17 protein-coding genes are annotated in these 12,533 nt (G+C 63.4%); 12 read left to right on the forward strand and 5 right to left on the reverse strand.

All coding sequences use genetic code 11. From position 1 onward, the window contains the following. The 4 genes from QZ213_RS14955 to QZ213_RS14970 all read right to left on the reverse strand — a co-directional run. Nucleotides 1-500, reverse strand: a 500-nt coding sequence (locus tag QZ213_RS14955) for an MFS transporter (protein ID WP_291686858.1), incomplete at its 3' end; no start/stop codon positions are given. 114 nt (nt 501-614) lie between these two features. Then, nucleotides 615-1,298: a DUF938 domain-containing protein gene (locus tag QZ213_RS14960; protein ID WP_291686859.1), complete on the reverse strand. Its 684-nt coding sequence runs from the start codon at nt 1,296-1,298 to the stop codon at nt 615-617. 33 nt (nt 1,299-1,331) lie between these two features. Next, the gene (locus QZ213_RS14965; RefSeq protein WP_291686860.1) at nt 1,332-2,333 is read right to left on the reverse strand and encodes an MBL fold metallo-hydrolase; all 1,002 of its coding nucleotides are present in this window, start codon (nt 2,331-2,333) and stop codon (nt 1,332-1,334) included. Beyond that, complete coding sequence (locus tag QZ213_RS14970) at nt 2,330-2,695, reverse strand: metalloregulator ArsR/SmtB family transcription factor (RefSeq protein ID WP_291686861.1); 366 nt, start codon at nt 2,693-2,695, stop codon at nt 2,330-2,332. Before QZ213_RS14970 ends, QZ213_RS14965 begins: the two co-directional genes overlap by 4 nt. A 180-nt stretch (nt 2,696-2,875) precedes the next feature. Between QZ213_RS14970 and soxC the strand changes: the two genes are divergently transcribed. The 12 genes from soxC (at nt 2,876) to QZ213_RS15030 (ending at nt 11,679) form a co-directional block, all read left to right on the forward strand. After that, complete coding sequence (gene soxC / locus QZ213_RS14975) at nt 2,876-4,165, forward strand: sulfite dehydrogenase (protein WP_291686862.1); 1,290 nt, start codon at nt 2,876-2,878, stop codon at nt 4,163-4,165. Further along, entirely contained in the window at nt 4,149-4,817 is a 669-nt protein-coding gene (locus QZ213_RS14980) for a cytochrome c (protein WP_291686863.1), read from the forward strand. Before soxC ends, QZ213_RS14980 begins: the two co-directional genes overlap by 17 nt. Before the next feature lie 49 nt (nt 4,818-4,866). After that, nucleotides 4,867-5,199, forward strand: coding sequence for a sulfur oxidation c-type cytochrome SoxX (gene soxX, locus QZ213_RS14985; protein WP_291686871.1), 333 nt, complete (start codon nt 4,867-4,869; stop codon nt 5,197-5,199). 30 nt (nt 5,200-5,229) lie between these two features. Further along, nucleotides 5,230-5,724, forward strand: a complete 495-nt coding sequence (soxY, locus tag QZ213_RS14990) for a thiosulfate oxidation carrier protein SoxY (RefSeq protein ID WP_291686864.1) — start codon at nt 5,230-5,232, stop codon at nt 5,722-5,724. 24 nt (nt 5,725-5,748) lie between these two features. Further along, the gene (gene soxZ / locus QZ213_RS14995; RefSeq protein ID WP_291686865.1) at nt 5,749-6,060 is read left to right on the forward strand and encodes a thiosulfate oxidation carrier complex protein SoxZ; all 312 of its coding nucleotides are present in this window, start codon (nt 5,749-5,751) and stop codon (nt 6,058-6,060) included. A 150-nt stretch (nt 6,061-6,210) separates the two neighbouring features. Then, on the forward strand, nt 6,211-7,008 hold the full coding sequence (gene soxA, locus QZ213_RS15000; RefSeq protein ID WP_291686872.1) for a sulfur oxidation c-type cytochrome SoxA: 798 nt from the start codon (nt 6,211-6,213) through the stop codon (nt 7,006-7,008). Between the two features lie 50 nt (nt 7,009-7,058). Continuing rightward, nucleotides 7,059-7,337: a hypothetical protein gene (locus QZ213_RS15005; RefSeq protein WP_291686873.1), complete on the forward strand. Its 279-nt coding sequence runs from the start codon at nt 7,059-7,061 to the stop codon at nt 7,335-7,337. A 28-nt stretch (nt 7,338-7,365) separates the two neighbouring features. Next, a complete protein-coding gene (gene soxB, locus QZ213_RS15010) occupies nt 7,366-9,114 on the forward strand; it encodes a thiosulfohydrolase SoxB (protein WP_291686866.1) in 1,749 nt (582 codons plus the stop codon). 53 nt (nt 9,115-9,167) lie between these two features. Next, the gene (locus QZ213_RS15015; RefSeq protein ID WP_291686874.1) at nt 9,168-9,581 is read left to right on the forward strand and encodes a hypothetical protein; all 414 of its coding nucleotides are present in this window, start codon (nt 9,168-9,170) and stop codon (nt 9,579-9,581) included. 12 nt (nt 9,582-9,593) lie between these two features. Beyond that, on the forward strand, nt 9,594-10,049 hold the full coding sequence (locus QZ213_RS15020) for a DsrE family protein (protein ID WP_291686867.1): 456 nt from the start codon (nt 9,594-9,596) through the stop codon (nt 10,047-10,049). A 32-nt stretch (nt 10,050-10,081) separates the two neighbouring features. Beyond that, a complete protein-coding gene (locus tag QZ213_RS15025; RefSeq protein WP_291686868.1) occupies nt 10,082-10,582 on the forward strand; it encodes a heme-binding protein in 501 nt (166 codons plus the stop codon). A 56-nt stretch (nt 10,583-10,638) separates the two neighbouring features. Next, complete coding sequence (locus QZ213_RS15030; RefSeq protein ID WP_291686869.1) at nt 10,639-11,679, forward strand: MBL fold metallo-hydrolase; 1,041 nt, start codon at nt 10,639-10,641, stop codon at nt 11,677-11,679. A gap of 70 nt (nt 11,680-11,749) precedes the next feature. Here the strand turns inward: QZ213_RS15030 and QZ213_RS15035 are convergent, their stop codons facing one another. Beyond that, nucleotides 11,750-12,532: an ABC transporter substrate-binding protein gene (locus tag QZ213_RS15035; RefSeq protein ID WP_291686870.1), complete on the reverse strand. Its 783-nt coding sequence runs from the start codon at nt 12,530-12,532 to the stop codon at nt 11,750-11,752. Between the last annotated feature and the right edge of the window lies 1 nt (nt 12,533).

A 12,533-nucleotide genomic window follows, 5' to 3' on the forward strand; every position in this document is an offset into this window, starting at 1 on the left:
GTCCACTGCACGAGCTGCGGGCCGAGCACGCCGGCGAACACCCCGCCGGCCATCACCCACGACACGGCCTTGGGGCGGAACGCCGCGCTGGCGCCGTCGGCGGCGGCGAAGCGGTAGGATTGCGACACCGCACCGTAGAGTCCGCCGAGAAAGGTCGCGCAGCAGAACAGCGCAAACGAAGCGTGAAGGATGGCGAACGCCCCGAGCAGGCCGGTCGCGACGCCGCAGCCGGTGCCGATGACAAAGGCGGTGCGGCGGCCATAGGCGCGCGAGATGGCGCCGGTCGGGAGGGTGCCGGCCGCCAACCCCAGCACATACATCGAGAGCGGCACGGTCGCGAGCGAGATATCCGGCGCCAGCGTCGCGCCGACGATCGAACCGGTGGCGAAGATCACGGCCGAGTTGGCTCCGGTCAGCGCCTGCGCCGCCGCCAGTCGCACCACGTTGGATCGCGCGCGGGCGTCGTCGGCAATCTCCTCGGCTGCAGTTAGGTCGATCATTCCAGTTTCCGCCCGACGAGGCCGGTTGCACCGGCCTCATTGATTCCCGCCACTATGAACGGAGGTTTCTGCCCGATCAACCGACGTAAACGGGCGTGCGCCATGCGCCCGGATTCAGGTTGCTTTCGGCCGCTCGAACACCAGAATCAGGTTGTTGGCGGGCATCTCGGCGATTTCCACGAGGACAAGACCGGCAGCGCCAGCCAGCGTTTCCAGCGCCTCGATGTCGCGCACGCCCCATTCGGGATTGCCTTCGCGCAGACTGGTGTCGAACACCGCGTTGCTGATGGCGGTGTGCTTGCCGCCGCGCTTGAACGGTCCATACAAGAACAGCCGCCCGTCCGCGGGCAGATATCGCCCGGCGCCCGCGAACAGCCCTTCCGCGACCCGCCACGGCGCAATGTGGATCACATTGGCGCAAAACACCGCCTGCAAATTCCTGGGGCCGCTGCCGTCGTGCATCTGCGGGCACCACTCCGGATCGGACAGGTCGATCCGCAGCGGCGGACGGATATTTTCAAGCCCCTCATGCGCCCGCCACGCCGCGATGCTCTTGAGATGTTGTTCGTTGAGATCGCTCGGCCACCAAGTGATGCCGGGCATGTGACGGGCAAAATCGACCACATGCTGGCCGGTGCCGCTGCCGGCCTCGACCACGTCGCCGGATTTACCGGCGAGGAACCGCAACAACACGGCCCGGATCGCCTCGTGATTGCGGTGGAACGCCGGCGCGTCGAGCCGGCCGTCTGGTTCGACCCGCCTGCCGTCCTTGCCGAATTCCACGACATAATCAGCCATGTCAGCCTCGCCTGATCCGAAGGAATTGCTCGATCAGGGTTTATCAGCTTTGAACTGCGATTGCTCGAGTTCCAGATAAATCCGGTAGGCATTGCCGCGGTTGTTGCTCGCAAACGCCGGCATATCCCGGTATTTCGACCAGTCCGCCTGCGCATAGGCGACGTCGAAATCGGTCCAGTTCTGGACGGCGGCGGTCATCCTGTCCCGCAGGTATTGAATGTAATCGCGGGTGAAGGCGATCGCCTGCCTGGCTTCGGTCGACGTCCTGCCATGGCCAGGAACGATGAATTTCGGGTCGAGTTTCGCCACCTCGTCGAGCGCGCGCAGCCATTGCGTGGTGGAGACGTCGTCGCTGTTCATGAAGGGGATGCGGCCGTTCTGCACGATATCGCCGGCGAACAACACCCCGTCCGGCTCGACCATCATCATGATGTCGCTGGAGGAGTGCGCCGGGCCCGCATAAAGCAGGGTCAGCCGCCGGTCGCCGAGCGCGATCGTCATGCGCTCGCTGAAGGTGATGTCCGGCGGAACCACGCGGGTATTGGCGTCGACCCACGGGAACAGCGCGCCGCGCCGCTGCTCAAGGCGCTGGTTCGCCTTCTCGTCGGCGGTCTCTTCGTTGTCTTTGTATTCGCCGGAGCGTTCCTGCGCGACGACGAGCGCGTCGCTGTGATCCCTGAATGCCTGCAGTCCATAGATGTGATCGGCATGATAGTGGCTCAAGACCACGTAACGGATCTTCTTGTCGCTAACCTTGCGGATTTCCTGCAGCAGCGCCCAGCCGAGGCTCGGCGTGCCCAGCGCATCGAACACCACGACGCCGTCGGACGTCACGACAAAGCCGGCGTTGGAGGTATTGCCTTCATTATCCTTGCCGGGAATGCCGGGATTTCCCGTTGAGTACCAGACCGGCTTGCCCGGAACCTGATCGATCCTCAGCGGGATCGTCAGCGGCGGATAAGGCGAAACGGTTTGCGCGCCAGCCGCAACGGCTGCGCATGTCGCGAACAACGCGGCGATCAGAATTCGCTTCACTTGATGGTTCCGCAGTAGATTTCCTTGAGCACCTGCATGATCCGCAGCGCTCGCTTGTCGGCAACGCGGTAGTGCAACGTCTGCGATGTCCGGCGGAACGCCACCAGCCCGTCGACGCGCAACCGCGCGAGATGCTGCGACAGCGCGGATTGGCTGAGCTTGGCCACGCCGACGAGTTCGCCCACCGTCATCTCGCCGCGCGCAGCAAGAAAACAAAGCACCAGCAGGCGCTTTTCGTTGCCGAGCAGTTTCAGAAGCTGCGCGGCGTCGCCGGCCTGTCTTGCAAGCTTCTTCAGATCGGCCGCATCGGCGGCGCTCGTTTCGGCGGCTTTCCTTGTCGCCGCTGTCGCAACTGCTCTCATCGCTTCTGTCCCGAACTTGCCGGCCGCGCCCGCGAAGCCGCTGCAATCACATTACCGCGCCGGCCATAATTTAGCATTGACTAAATTAGCTGATGTCGATAGGTCTGCCAAAAAGCAATGAACGTTGCGGCGACAGGACCGTGAAGGGAAGGAAGCGTGCGCTCAGACCTCTGGCGTAGCATGTCCGTTCTGCCGAAGCCCGCCGGCGTCTCCGCGCAGCAGCTCGGCCGGCGCTCGTTTCTGGGCCTGGGCGCCGCACTGACCGGCGGCCTCGCGCTCGGCCTGAAACCGGGCAATGCCGCCGAACCGGTGCCCGCTTTTCCGCCCGCGGATCCCCCGTGGTCGCAAGCGCTCGGGCCCGGCGTGGTCGATAGGCCCTATGGCCGGCCGGCTGACTTCGAGGCCGGCGTGATCAGGCGCAACGTGCCGTGGCTGACCGCCGGCACGCAATCTTCCATCAGCTTTTCGCCGCTGCAGGATCTGCACGGCATCATCACGCCGAACGGATTGTTCTTCGAGCGCCATCATGCGGGACGTCCGGACATCGATCCGGACCAGCACCGGCTGATGATCCATGGCCTGGTCGAACGCCCGCTGATCCTCACCATGAAGGACATCGTGCGCTTTCCGCAGGTCACGCGGATCCATTTCATCGAATGCCCGGCCAATGGCGGCATGGAATGGCGCGCCTCGCAAATCAATTCGCTGCAGTTCAATCACGGCATGATCTCCTGCGCGGAGTGGACGGGCGTGCGGCTTTCGACGCTGCTGGAAGAAGTCGGCATCAAGAAAGAGGCAAAATGGGTGCTGGTCGAGGGCGCCGACGGCGCGCATATGAACCGCAGCCTGCCGCTCGATAAATGCCTCGACGACTGCCTCGTGGTCTATGCGCAGAACGGCGAGGCGCTGCGGCCGGAACAGGGCTATCCGCTGCGGCTGGTGGTGCCGGGCTGGGAGGGCAACGTCAACATCAAATGGCTGCGCCGCATCAAGCTCGGCGACAAGCCGTGGTATTCGCGCGAAGAGACCTCGAAATATACCGATCTGATGCCGGACGGCACCTCGCGCGGCTTCACCTGGCTGATCGACGCCAAATCCGTCATCACCTTCCCCTGCCCGGAAAAGCCGCTTGCCGGCCCTAGCCTCTATGAAATCCGGGGACTGGCGTGGACCGGCAACGGCAAGGTCAAGCGGGTCGACGTCTCCACCGACGGCGGCGTCAATTGGCAGACCGCGCGGCTGCACGAGCCGGTGCTGTCGAAGGCACTGACGAAATTCACGTTGCCGTGGCAGTGGGACGGCCAGCCGGCGCTGCTGCAATCGCGGGTGATCGATGAAACCGGCTATGTGCAGCCGACGATTGCCGACCTGCGAAAGCAGCGCGGATCGAATTCGGTCTATCACAACAATTCGATCCAGACCTGGCAGGTCAAGCCGGACGGGAGCGTGTTCGATGTTCAGCTCGCGTAAGCTTTCGCTGCTGCTCGGCATCGCCGCCGCCGCGGGCGCCTTCGCAAGCGCAGCAGAGCCCGGACATTTCGGTTATGGCAAGACCGCTACACCCGCAGAGATCGCCGGCTGGGATATCGATGCGCGCGGCGACGACGGCCTGGGTCTGCCGCCCGGCAAAGGCACGGTCGAGCGGGGCACGGAGGTATTCGCGGACCAATGCGCCGCCTGTCATGGAACTTTCGGCGAAGGCGAAGGCCGTTTTCCCAAACTCGTGGGTGGCGCCGGGACGCTTAAAAACGACCGTCCGGAGCTCACGGTCGGCAGCTACTGGCCGTTTGCGCCGACTTTGTTCGATTACATTAACCGGGCCATGCCGATGCCCGCGCCGCACACATTGTCAGCGGATGACGTTTATGCTTTGACGGCCTATATTCTAAACCTCAACGACCTCGTCCCCAGTGAATTCGTTGCCGACCGCGACAGTTTGCCGAAAGTCAAAATGCCCAACCGCGACCATTTCATCTGGACCGACCCAAGACCTGATACAACGTCCAAGCCGTGCATGAACGCATGTGCCGACCCTGCCAGCGTCAAGATCATGTCGACCGCCGAAGGCAACGGCCTGACGCCGCGCACGACCGGACCGCTCGACACGATGCAACCGAAATGAGCACGCGGGAAACGCCTTGACCGACAAACACTCAACCAGGCCCGTCCGGATTGCCGCATTGGCGCTAGCGATTGGCGCGCTCGCCTCCGCCGGCCCGGCGTGCGCGCAGTCCGCTGTGTCTGAGGGCCAAAAGCTCGCCTTCGATCGCGGAAAGGGCAATTGCCTGACCTGCCACGTCATCAAGGGCGGCGACCTTCCCGGCACCATCGGACCGGAGCTGAAGGACATCAAGAGCAAGTATCCCGATCGCAACGACCTCGTCGCGATCATATCAGATGAAACCAAGCGCAACCCGCAGACCGTGATGCCTCCGTTCGGACGAAACCGGATTTTGACCGAGCCGGAAATCAATGCGGTGGTGGATTTCCTGCAGACGCTCTAGCGGCGAGCCGCGCCTTTTAGGAGAATTTCGATGACGACCACTCACGACGGCTTCCCGGCCACGCGCCGCCTGATGCTGAAAGGCGCGGCAAGCGTCGCGCTGATCGGGCTCGGCAACCTTCCGTTCAGCGTTGCCCCGGCCTTCGCCGCGGCCAACGACAAATATCCGGAGGACGCGTTCAAGCAGAAGAGCGACGCGGACGCCGTCAAGGCGCTCTACGGCAAGACCGCCGAACCGTCGGACAAGGTCAAGATGGATGCGCCTGAAATCGCCGAGAACGGCGCGGTGGTCCCGATCTCGGTGAGTTCGACGCTGGAGAATGTGACCTCGATCTCCATTCTTGTCGCGGAAAATCCGAACGCGCTTGCTGCATTCTACCTGATTCCGGCAGGCACCTTGCCGAGCGTGGCGAACCGCCTGAAAATGGCGAAGACCACCAATGTGATCGCGATCGTGGAAGCCGGCGGCAAGCTCTACAGCACAGCTAAGGAAGTCAAAGTCACCGTCGGCGGCTGCGGCGGCTAACGGGACACCTGAAGGAGAATTACGATGGCATCGACCATTCGCGTGCGCGCGACCTCCAGCGGAGAGACCACCGAAGTCCAGGCCCTGATCCAGCACCCGATGGATTCCGGTTACGTCAAGGACGCCAAGGGCGACCTGATCCCGCCGCATTTCATCCAGCAACTGACCTTCGAACATGACGGCAAGAACGTGTTCCTGGCCGACTGGGGACCGGCGGTCTCCAAGGACCCCTATGTCAAGTTCAGCTTCAAGGGCGGCAAGAAGGGCGACGACCTGAAAATCAGCTGGGTCGACAACAAGGGCGCCAGCGACACCACGACGGCGAAAATTCAGTAGTCGTTGCCGGTTTTTCTTTTTGACGTGTTTTCTTCACGCGAACCGGTGCCCACTTCGCTTGAAAACGCCATTGGTGGAGAAGTGAACGTGCGATCCGCGATCCATTTTGCCTCGGCCGCTCTCGCGCTGGCAGCGCTTTCGTTCGGCGCCATGCCGTTCGCGGTTGCCGCCGACACGCCCGACCCGGCCGCGGACGCCAAGGCTTTCCAGAAATTCTTCACCGAGAAATTTCCCAAGGTGAAACTGGACGATTTCGTCAACGGTCCGTACTCGATGAACGAGGACATGCACCGGCAATGGGAAGAGAAGGAACAGTTCCCGCCCTATGACTTCTCGCTCGATCTGGGCAAGGAGATGTTCGCCAAACCGTTCAAGAACGGCAAGAGCTACGCGGACTGCTTTCCGAACCAGGGCATCGGCATCCGGCAGAACTATCCCACCTTCGACGAGAAGGAAGGCAAGGTCGTCACGCTGGAGCTGGCATTGAACCGCTGCCGCGAGGCCAATGGCGAGGCGCCCTTCTCCTATGTGAAGGACGAGATGGCAGCGCTGACGGCCTATATGGCGTTCACCTCGCGCGGCAAGCCGTTCGACATCAAGATCCCCAACGACCCCCGCGCGCTGGAAGCGTATGAGAACGGCAAGCGCTATTTCTATACGCGGCGCGGCCAGCTCAATTTCTCCTGCGCGAGCTGCCATGTGCAGAATCCGGGCGAGCGGATCCGCGCCGAAGTGCTGGCGCCTGCGCTCGGAATCCTCAACGCGATGCCGATCTATCGCTCCGAATGGGGCGGCATGGGCACAATCAGCCGGCGCTTCACCACCTGCAACAGCCAGATTCGCGGCGTGCCACTGGAGCCGCAATCCGACGAGTATCGCGATCTCGAATATTACCTATCCTATGTCAGCAACGGCTTGCCGGTCTCCGGTCCGGGAGCGCGCCCATGAGCGGGACCGGGAGAGCCAACGTGCTGAAATCGCTTGCGCTGGCAACGACTATGCTGATCGCCGGTGCAGCGTCCGCGCTCGCTGGCGCCTCCGAGGCCGATTTCAAGGCCGCCTATGCCGCGGCGGAAGCCGCCAACAAGCAGGCGGCCTCCTTGCGCAATCAATGGACGCCGACGGCGGCGGCGCTGGCGGCTGCGAAAAAGGCCGCGGAGGCCGGCGACTTCGACACGGCCGTTGCGTCATCGCAGGAAGCCGAAGCATTGGCAAAGGCCTCGATCTACCAGGCACGGAGCGAAAAAGACGCCTGGAAAGCGCTCGAAATACACTAGCGCCCCTTTTGAGGCGGAGAGATATCGCATGACCATCCGCCGCCGGGAATTTATCGCGCTTGCGGGCGCCACCGCGCTCTCGCCGGCGCTGCCGCGGTTCTCGCGCGCCGCCGACAATTCCGGCATCTACGACCTCGAGCGCTTCGGCAATGCGCGCATCCTGCACATGACCGACACCCATGCGCAGCTGTTGCCGGTGTATTTTCGCGAGCCGAGCGTCAATCTCGGGATCGGCGCGATGGCCGGCAAGCCGCCGCATCTGGTCGGCCGCGCCTTTCTCGCGCGCTTCGGCATCAAGCCGGACTCCGCCGACGCCTACGCCTTCACCTTTCTCGATTTCGAGAAATCCGCCGCCCGTTTCGGTAAGCTCGGCGGCTTCGCCCATCTGAAGACGCTGATCGATCGCCTGCGCAGCGATGCCGGCCCCGAAAACGCGCTGCTGCTCGACGGCGGAGATCTATGGCAGGGCACGGGCCTCGCCAACACCATGCAGGGCGCGGACATGGTGGAAGCCGCCAATCTGCTCGGCATCGAGGCGATGACCGGGCACTGGGAATTCACCTATGGCGAAGCCGCGCTGCGCGCCAATCTCGACCGTTTCAAGGGCGAATTCCTGGCCCAAAACGTCTTCCTCACCGAGGAAGCCGCCTTCAACGACGCCAAGGCCTTCGATTCCGCTTCCGGACGCGTGTTCAAACCGGCCACCATCAAGAAAATCGGCAGCTACCGCGTCGCGGTTATCGGGCAGGCGTTTCCCTATGTACCGATCGCGCATCCCAGGCGATTCACGCCCGACTGGACTTTTGGCATTCGCGACGAAGAACTGCAGAAACTGGTCAACGGCTTGCGGAGCAACGACAAGGTCGATGCCGTCGTGCTGTTGTCGCATAACGGCATGGACGTCGATCTCAAGCTCGCGGGCAAAGTCAGCGGCATCGACGTCATCCTCGGCGGACATACCCATGACGCCGTGCCGCAGCCGATCCCCGTGACCAATGCCGGCGGCACCACGCTCGTCACCAATGCCGGTTCGAGCGGGAAATTCCTCGGCGTGCTCGATCTCGAACTGACAAAGGGCAAGGTCAGCGATGTCCGCTACCGGCTGCTGCCGGTGTTCTCGGAATTGCTGAAACCGGATCCGGCGATGGCGGCGCTGATCGAAAAGATGCGCAGCCCCCATGCGGCGACCTATGCCGAGAAGATCATCACCGCCGATCGCCTGCTCTATCGCCGCGGCAATTTCGGCGGCACGGTGGATCAGCTGATCTGCGACGCGCTTCTCTCGGAATTCGACGCCGAGATCGCGCTGTCGCCGGGCTTTCGCTGGGGCAACAGCATCCTGCCGGGCCAGCCGGTCACGATGGAGGACGTGTTGTCGGAAACCGCCGTCACCTATCCGGAAACCTACCTCACCAGCATGACCGGCGGCCAGATCAAGGATATCCTCGAGGATGTCTGCGACAATCTCTTCAATGCCGACCCCTATCATCAGCAGGGCGGCGACATGGTCCGGGTCGGCGGCTTCACCTATACCTGCACGCCCGCCGAAAGCGTCGGGCGGCGGATTTCCGACGTGAAGCTCCACAACGGCCGTCCAATGGAGGCCGGCAAGCCCTATAAGGTCGCCGGATGGGCTTCGGTCAACGAGCAGCAGGGCAAACCGGTGTGGGAAGTCTTTGCCAGGCATCTCGGCTCCGGGAAGATGCCGGAAGCGCGCGGCACTGGCGTCACTTTGAAGGGCATCGACGACAACCCGGGAATCGCAGGACAGGGATGAGACATTTCGCCGGATATCGACTCTTCATCCTGCGCGCGCTCGGCGGCGCCGTGATGGCGGCAACAATTTCCTCGGCACGCGCCCAGCCGGCGCCGCTGCCGGACAAGCCGTTCGCCGAGCACCGCATCGCGCTGCAGCTCTCGGACAACGATCCGAAAAAGCAAAGCCTCGTGATCAGCGTCGCCTATAATCTGCTCAAGGCCTACGATCCCGACAAGGTCGCGATCGAGGTGGTGACCTTCGGTCCGGGCATCGATCTGCTGCGCCCCGAAAATGCCAACCGCAAATTAGTCGAGAGCCTGGTCGCGCAGGGCGTGCGCTTCGACGTGTGCCTCAATACCGTCGACACCATCGAGCGCGAAACCGGCAAGCGGCCGGACATCATCCCCGCCGCGACCCCGGTCCAGGTCGGTGTCGGACAGATCCTGGCATTGACGGAAAACGGCTATACATTGGTTCGCCCATAAGGAGTTCTGATCATGCGCGGCATTCTTCGTTGTCGTGCGGCCCTCGCCTTGATGTCGATGGCGCTTGCCTCACCCGGTTTCGCCGCCGACGGCAAGCCGCATCACATCGCCATCGAGGTCGACCAGAACGATCCGCAGGTGATGAATCCGGCGCTGAACAACGTCACCAACATCATCGAATATTACCGCGGCAAGAACGAAGACGTGGACATCGACGTCGTCACCTATGGTCCCGGCCTGCACATGCTGCGCGCCGACACCTCGCCGGTGCAGGACCGCATCAAGCGGCTCAAGGACATGGTGTTCCCCGGCAAGATCCAGTTTTCGGCCTGCAACAACACCAAGCGGGGCATGGAGAAGACGGAAGGCCACGCGATCCCGGTCGTGCCCGACGCCACCATCGTGCCCTCCGGCGTCGTGCATCTGATGGAATTGCAGGAGCAGGGCTGGAGCTATGTCCGGCCATAACGAGCGAACGTTCGAGACTTGAAAGGCCAGCGATGCGATATCCGCCCCTGATCGTTGCCGCCACGCTGGCGCTCGCCATGCCGCCGGCCTTGGCGGGCGACGACGCCATCGTCGTCTATAAATCGCTGTCTCCGGAAATAGCACTCGAGGCGGCGCAGGCCGCGATGAAGAAATGCCGCGACAACGGCTTTCAGATCGCGGTGGCTGTGGTGGACCGCTTCGGCCAGCCGCAGGTGATGCTGCGGGATCGCTTTGCCGGGCTGCACGCACCGGATACCGCGGTCAGGAAGGCCTATACGGCGGTGAGCTTTCGTAGCGCCACCGGCGACCTGGCGAAGTCCCTTCGCTCCGGTCAGCTGGAGGCCGGCATTGCGCAATTGCCTCATGTCGCCCTGCTGGGCGGCGGACTGACGATCGAAACCGGCGGCACCCTGCTCGGCGGCATCGGCGTGTCCGGCGCCCCCGGCGGCGACAAGGACGAGGAGTGCGCCAGGGCGGGGCTTGACGCCATCAGGGACAAGATCGATTTCTAGTGGACGCGCGACGCTGCAGGCCATCGGCGGTCCTGCGATAAAACGGTGGCCATCACATGATATTTCGCCAGCTGTTCGACAGCGTTTCAGGGACCTACAGCTATCTGCTGGCCAGCCGCGCCGGCGGCGAGGCGCTGATCCTCGACCCCGTGCTGGAGAAGGTCGACCGCTACTGCCAGCTGTTGCGCGAACTCGATCTCAAGCTGGTCAAGGCGGTCGACACCCATCTGCACGCTGACCACGTCACGGGCCTGGGCGAGCTGCGCGACCGCACCCATTGCGTCACCATCATGGGCGAGCAGAGCAAGGCCGACGTGGTGGCGATGCGCGTGTCCGAAGGCGACAAGGTGACGATCGAGGGCCTGGCCCTGGACGTGATGTACACGCCCGGCCATACCGACGATTCCTACAGCTTCCTGATGGGCGACCGGGTCTTCACCGGCGATACGCTGTTGATCCGCGGTACCGGGCGCACCGATTTCCAGAATGGCAGCGCGCGGGCGCAATACGATTCGATCTTCAACCGGCTCCTGAAACTTCCCGAGGAAACCCTGGTGTTTCCCGCCCACGACTACAAGGGCGACACCGTTTCCACCATCGGCGAGGAGAAGCGCTTCAATCCGCGGCTGCAGGTGAAGTCGGTGGATGAATATATCGAGCTGATGGCCAATCTGAAATTGCCCAATCCGAAGATGATGGATGTAGCGGTGCCGGCCAACATGCATGTCGGCCTGCATCAGGACGATCTCGCCAAACAGGGGCTCTCGTTCACCGCGCGCGAGGCGATCGACAGCCTCGGCCGCCCCGATATTCTGCTGGTCGATCTTCGCGAAAACAGCGAACGCTTGAAGCACGGCACGCTGCCGGGCGCGCTGCACGCGCCCTACCCCGCAATCGGTGAAAGCTTGCAGCCTGGCGGCATGCTGCGCGAGGTGGCCGCGGCCACAGGCCGCCGCATCGTGTTCTTCTGCGCCTTCGGCGAGCGCTCCGCGATGGCGGTCGCCGCCGCCAAGGACGCGGGCCTCGCCAACACCGCCCATATCGCCGGCGGTATCGATGCCTGGAAGAAGGCCGGCGGCCCGGTGCTGACGGGGTAGATGGCGCTCATCGCTTGTCGTCATTGCGAGGAGAAAAGCGACGAAGCAATCCAACTATTCCCGGGCTGAGCTATGGATTGCTTCGCTTCGCTCGCAATGACGATTCCACCCGCTGCAATTCCGCAACCAGCAGGTCCAGCGCATCCGCCAGCATCACGCCGCCGCACACGGTCAGGCGTTCCGGGATCACGATGCGCCCTGACAGCGGATAGAACCGCTCCAGCGCGGGATGCAGCAGGAAGGCGCGGCCGTCATCCTCGGCGCGGTCGCCGGCCTCCGACAGCAGCAGAAAATCCGGTCTTGCCTCGACGATCGCTTCCAGCGAGGCGAATCCGCCCGTACCCACGCCGAGATCAGCGGCCGCATTGAACAGCCCGGTTTCGGTCAGCAGCGAACTGACCAGGCTGTCGCTGCCGGACACCCAGCCGCGCCGGGACAGCGGCAGCACGGAATAGTGCTTTTGCTCCACGGCGCGACGCGCCCGCGCCATCGCCGCGTCGAGCCGGGCGATATCCGCCGCGGCGCGATCCTGGTGCTGGACGATCTCGCCCATTTCGCGGATCTGGGCCTTCACTTCGTCGAGATTGCGCGGCACCGAGAATTCGGCGAGCCGCAGTCCCTGTGCTTTCAGAAGCTCCCGCGTCGAGCGCTTGTCGAACAGGCTGGTGACGACGACATCGGGCTTCAGCACCAGCACATCCTCGGCGCCACCCGACAGAGACGGAAAGCGGCGTGCATCGTCGGCCGCCCAGGATTGCCAGGCGTCATGCGAAAAGCGGCTGAGCCCGAGGATCTGCGCAGGGTCCGCCAGCGGCAGCAGCAGCTGATCGGTGCAGAGATTGATCGAGGCGATG

The organism is Bradyrhizobium sp. (genome assembly GCF_017881085.1).
Classification (GTDB): domain Bacteria; phylum Pseudomonadota; class Alphaproteobacteria; order Rhizobiales; family Xanthobacteraceae; genus Bradyrhizobium.

Coding starts and splice junctions, on each gene's coding strand:
- soxB (WP_291686866.1), top strand. CDS start 7,366: ATGACCATCCGCCGCCGGGAATTTATCGCGCTTGCGGGCGCCACCGCG.
- QZ213_RS14980 (WP_291686863.1), top strand. CDS start 4,149: ATGTTCAGCTCGCGTAAGCTTTCGCTGCTGCTCGGCATCGCCGCCGCC.
- QZ213_RS15025 (WP_291686868.1), top strand. CDS start 10,082: ATGCGATATCCGCCCCTGATCGTTGCCGCCACGCTGGCGCTCGCCATG.
- QZ213_RS15030 (WP_291686869.1), top strand. CDS start 10,639: ATGATATTTCGCCAGCTGTTCGACAGCGTTTCAGGGACCTACAGCTAT.
- soxY (WP_291686864.1), top strand. CDS start 5,230: ATGACGACCACTCACGACGGCTTCCCGGCCACGCGCCGCCTGATGCTG.
- QZ213_RS15005 (WP_291686873.1), top strand. CDS start 7,059: ATGCTGATCGCCGGTGCAGCGTCCGCGCTCGCTGGCGCCTCCGAGGCC.
- QZ213_RS15020 (WP_291686867.1), top strand. CDS start 9,594: ATGCGCGGCATTCTTCGTTGTCGTGCGGCCCTCGCCTTGATGTCGATG.
- QZ213_RS15015 (WP_291686874.1), top strand. CDS start 9,168: ATGGCGGCAACAATTTCCTCGGCACGCGCCCAGCCGGCGCCGCTGCCG.
- soxC (WP_291686862.1), top strand. CDS start 2,876: ATGTCCGTTCTGCCGAAGCCCGCCGGCGTCTCCGCGCAGCAGCTCGGC.
- QZ213_RS14970 (WP_291686861.1), bottom strand. CDS start 2,695: ATGAGAGCAGTTGCGACAGCGGCGACAAGGAAAGCCGCCGAAACGAGC.
- QZ213_RS14960 (WP_291686859.1), bottom strand. CDS start 1,298: ATGGCTGATTATGTCGTGGAATTCGGCAAGGACGGCAGGCGGGTCGAA.
- soxA (WP_291686872.1), top strand. CDS start 6,211: ATGCCGTTCGCGGTTGCCGCCGACACGCCCGACCCGGCCGCGGACGCC.
- soxZ (WP_291686865.1), top strand. CDS start 5,749: ATGGCATCGACCATTCGCGTGCGCGCGACCTCCAGCGGAGAGACCACC.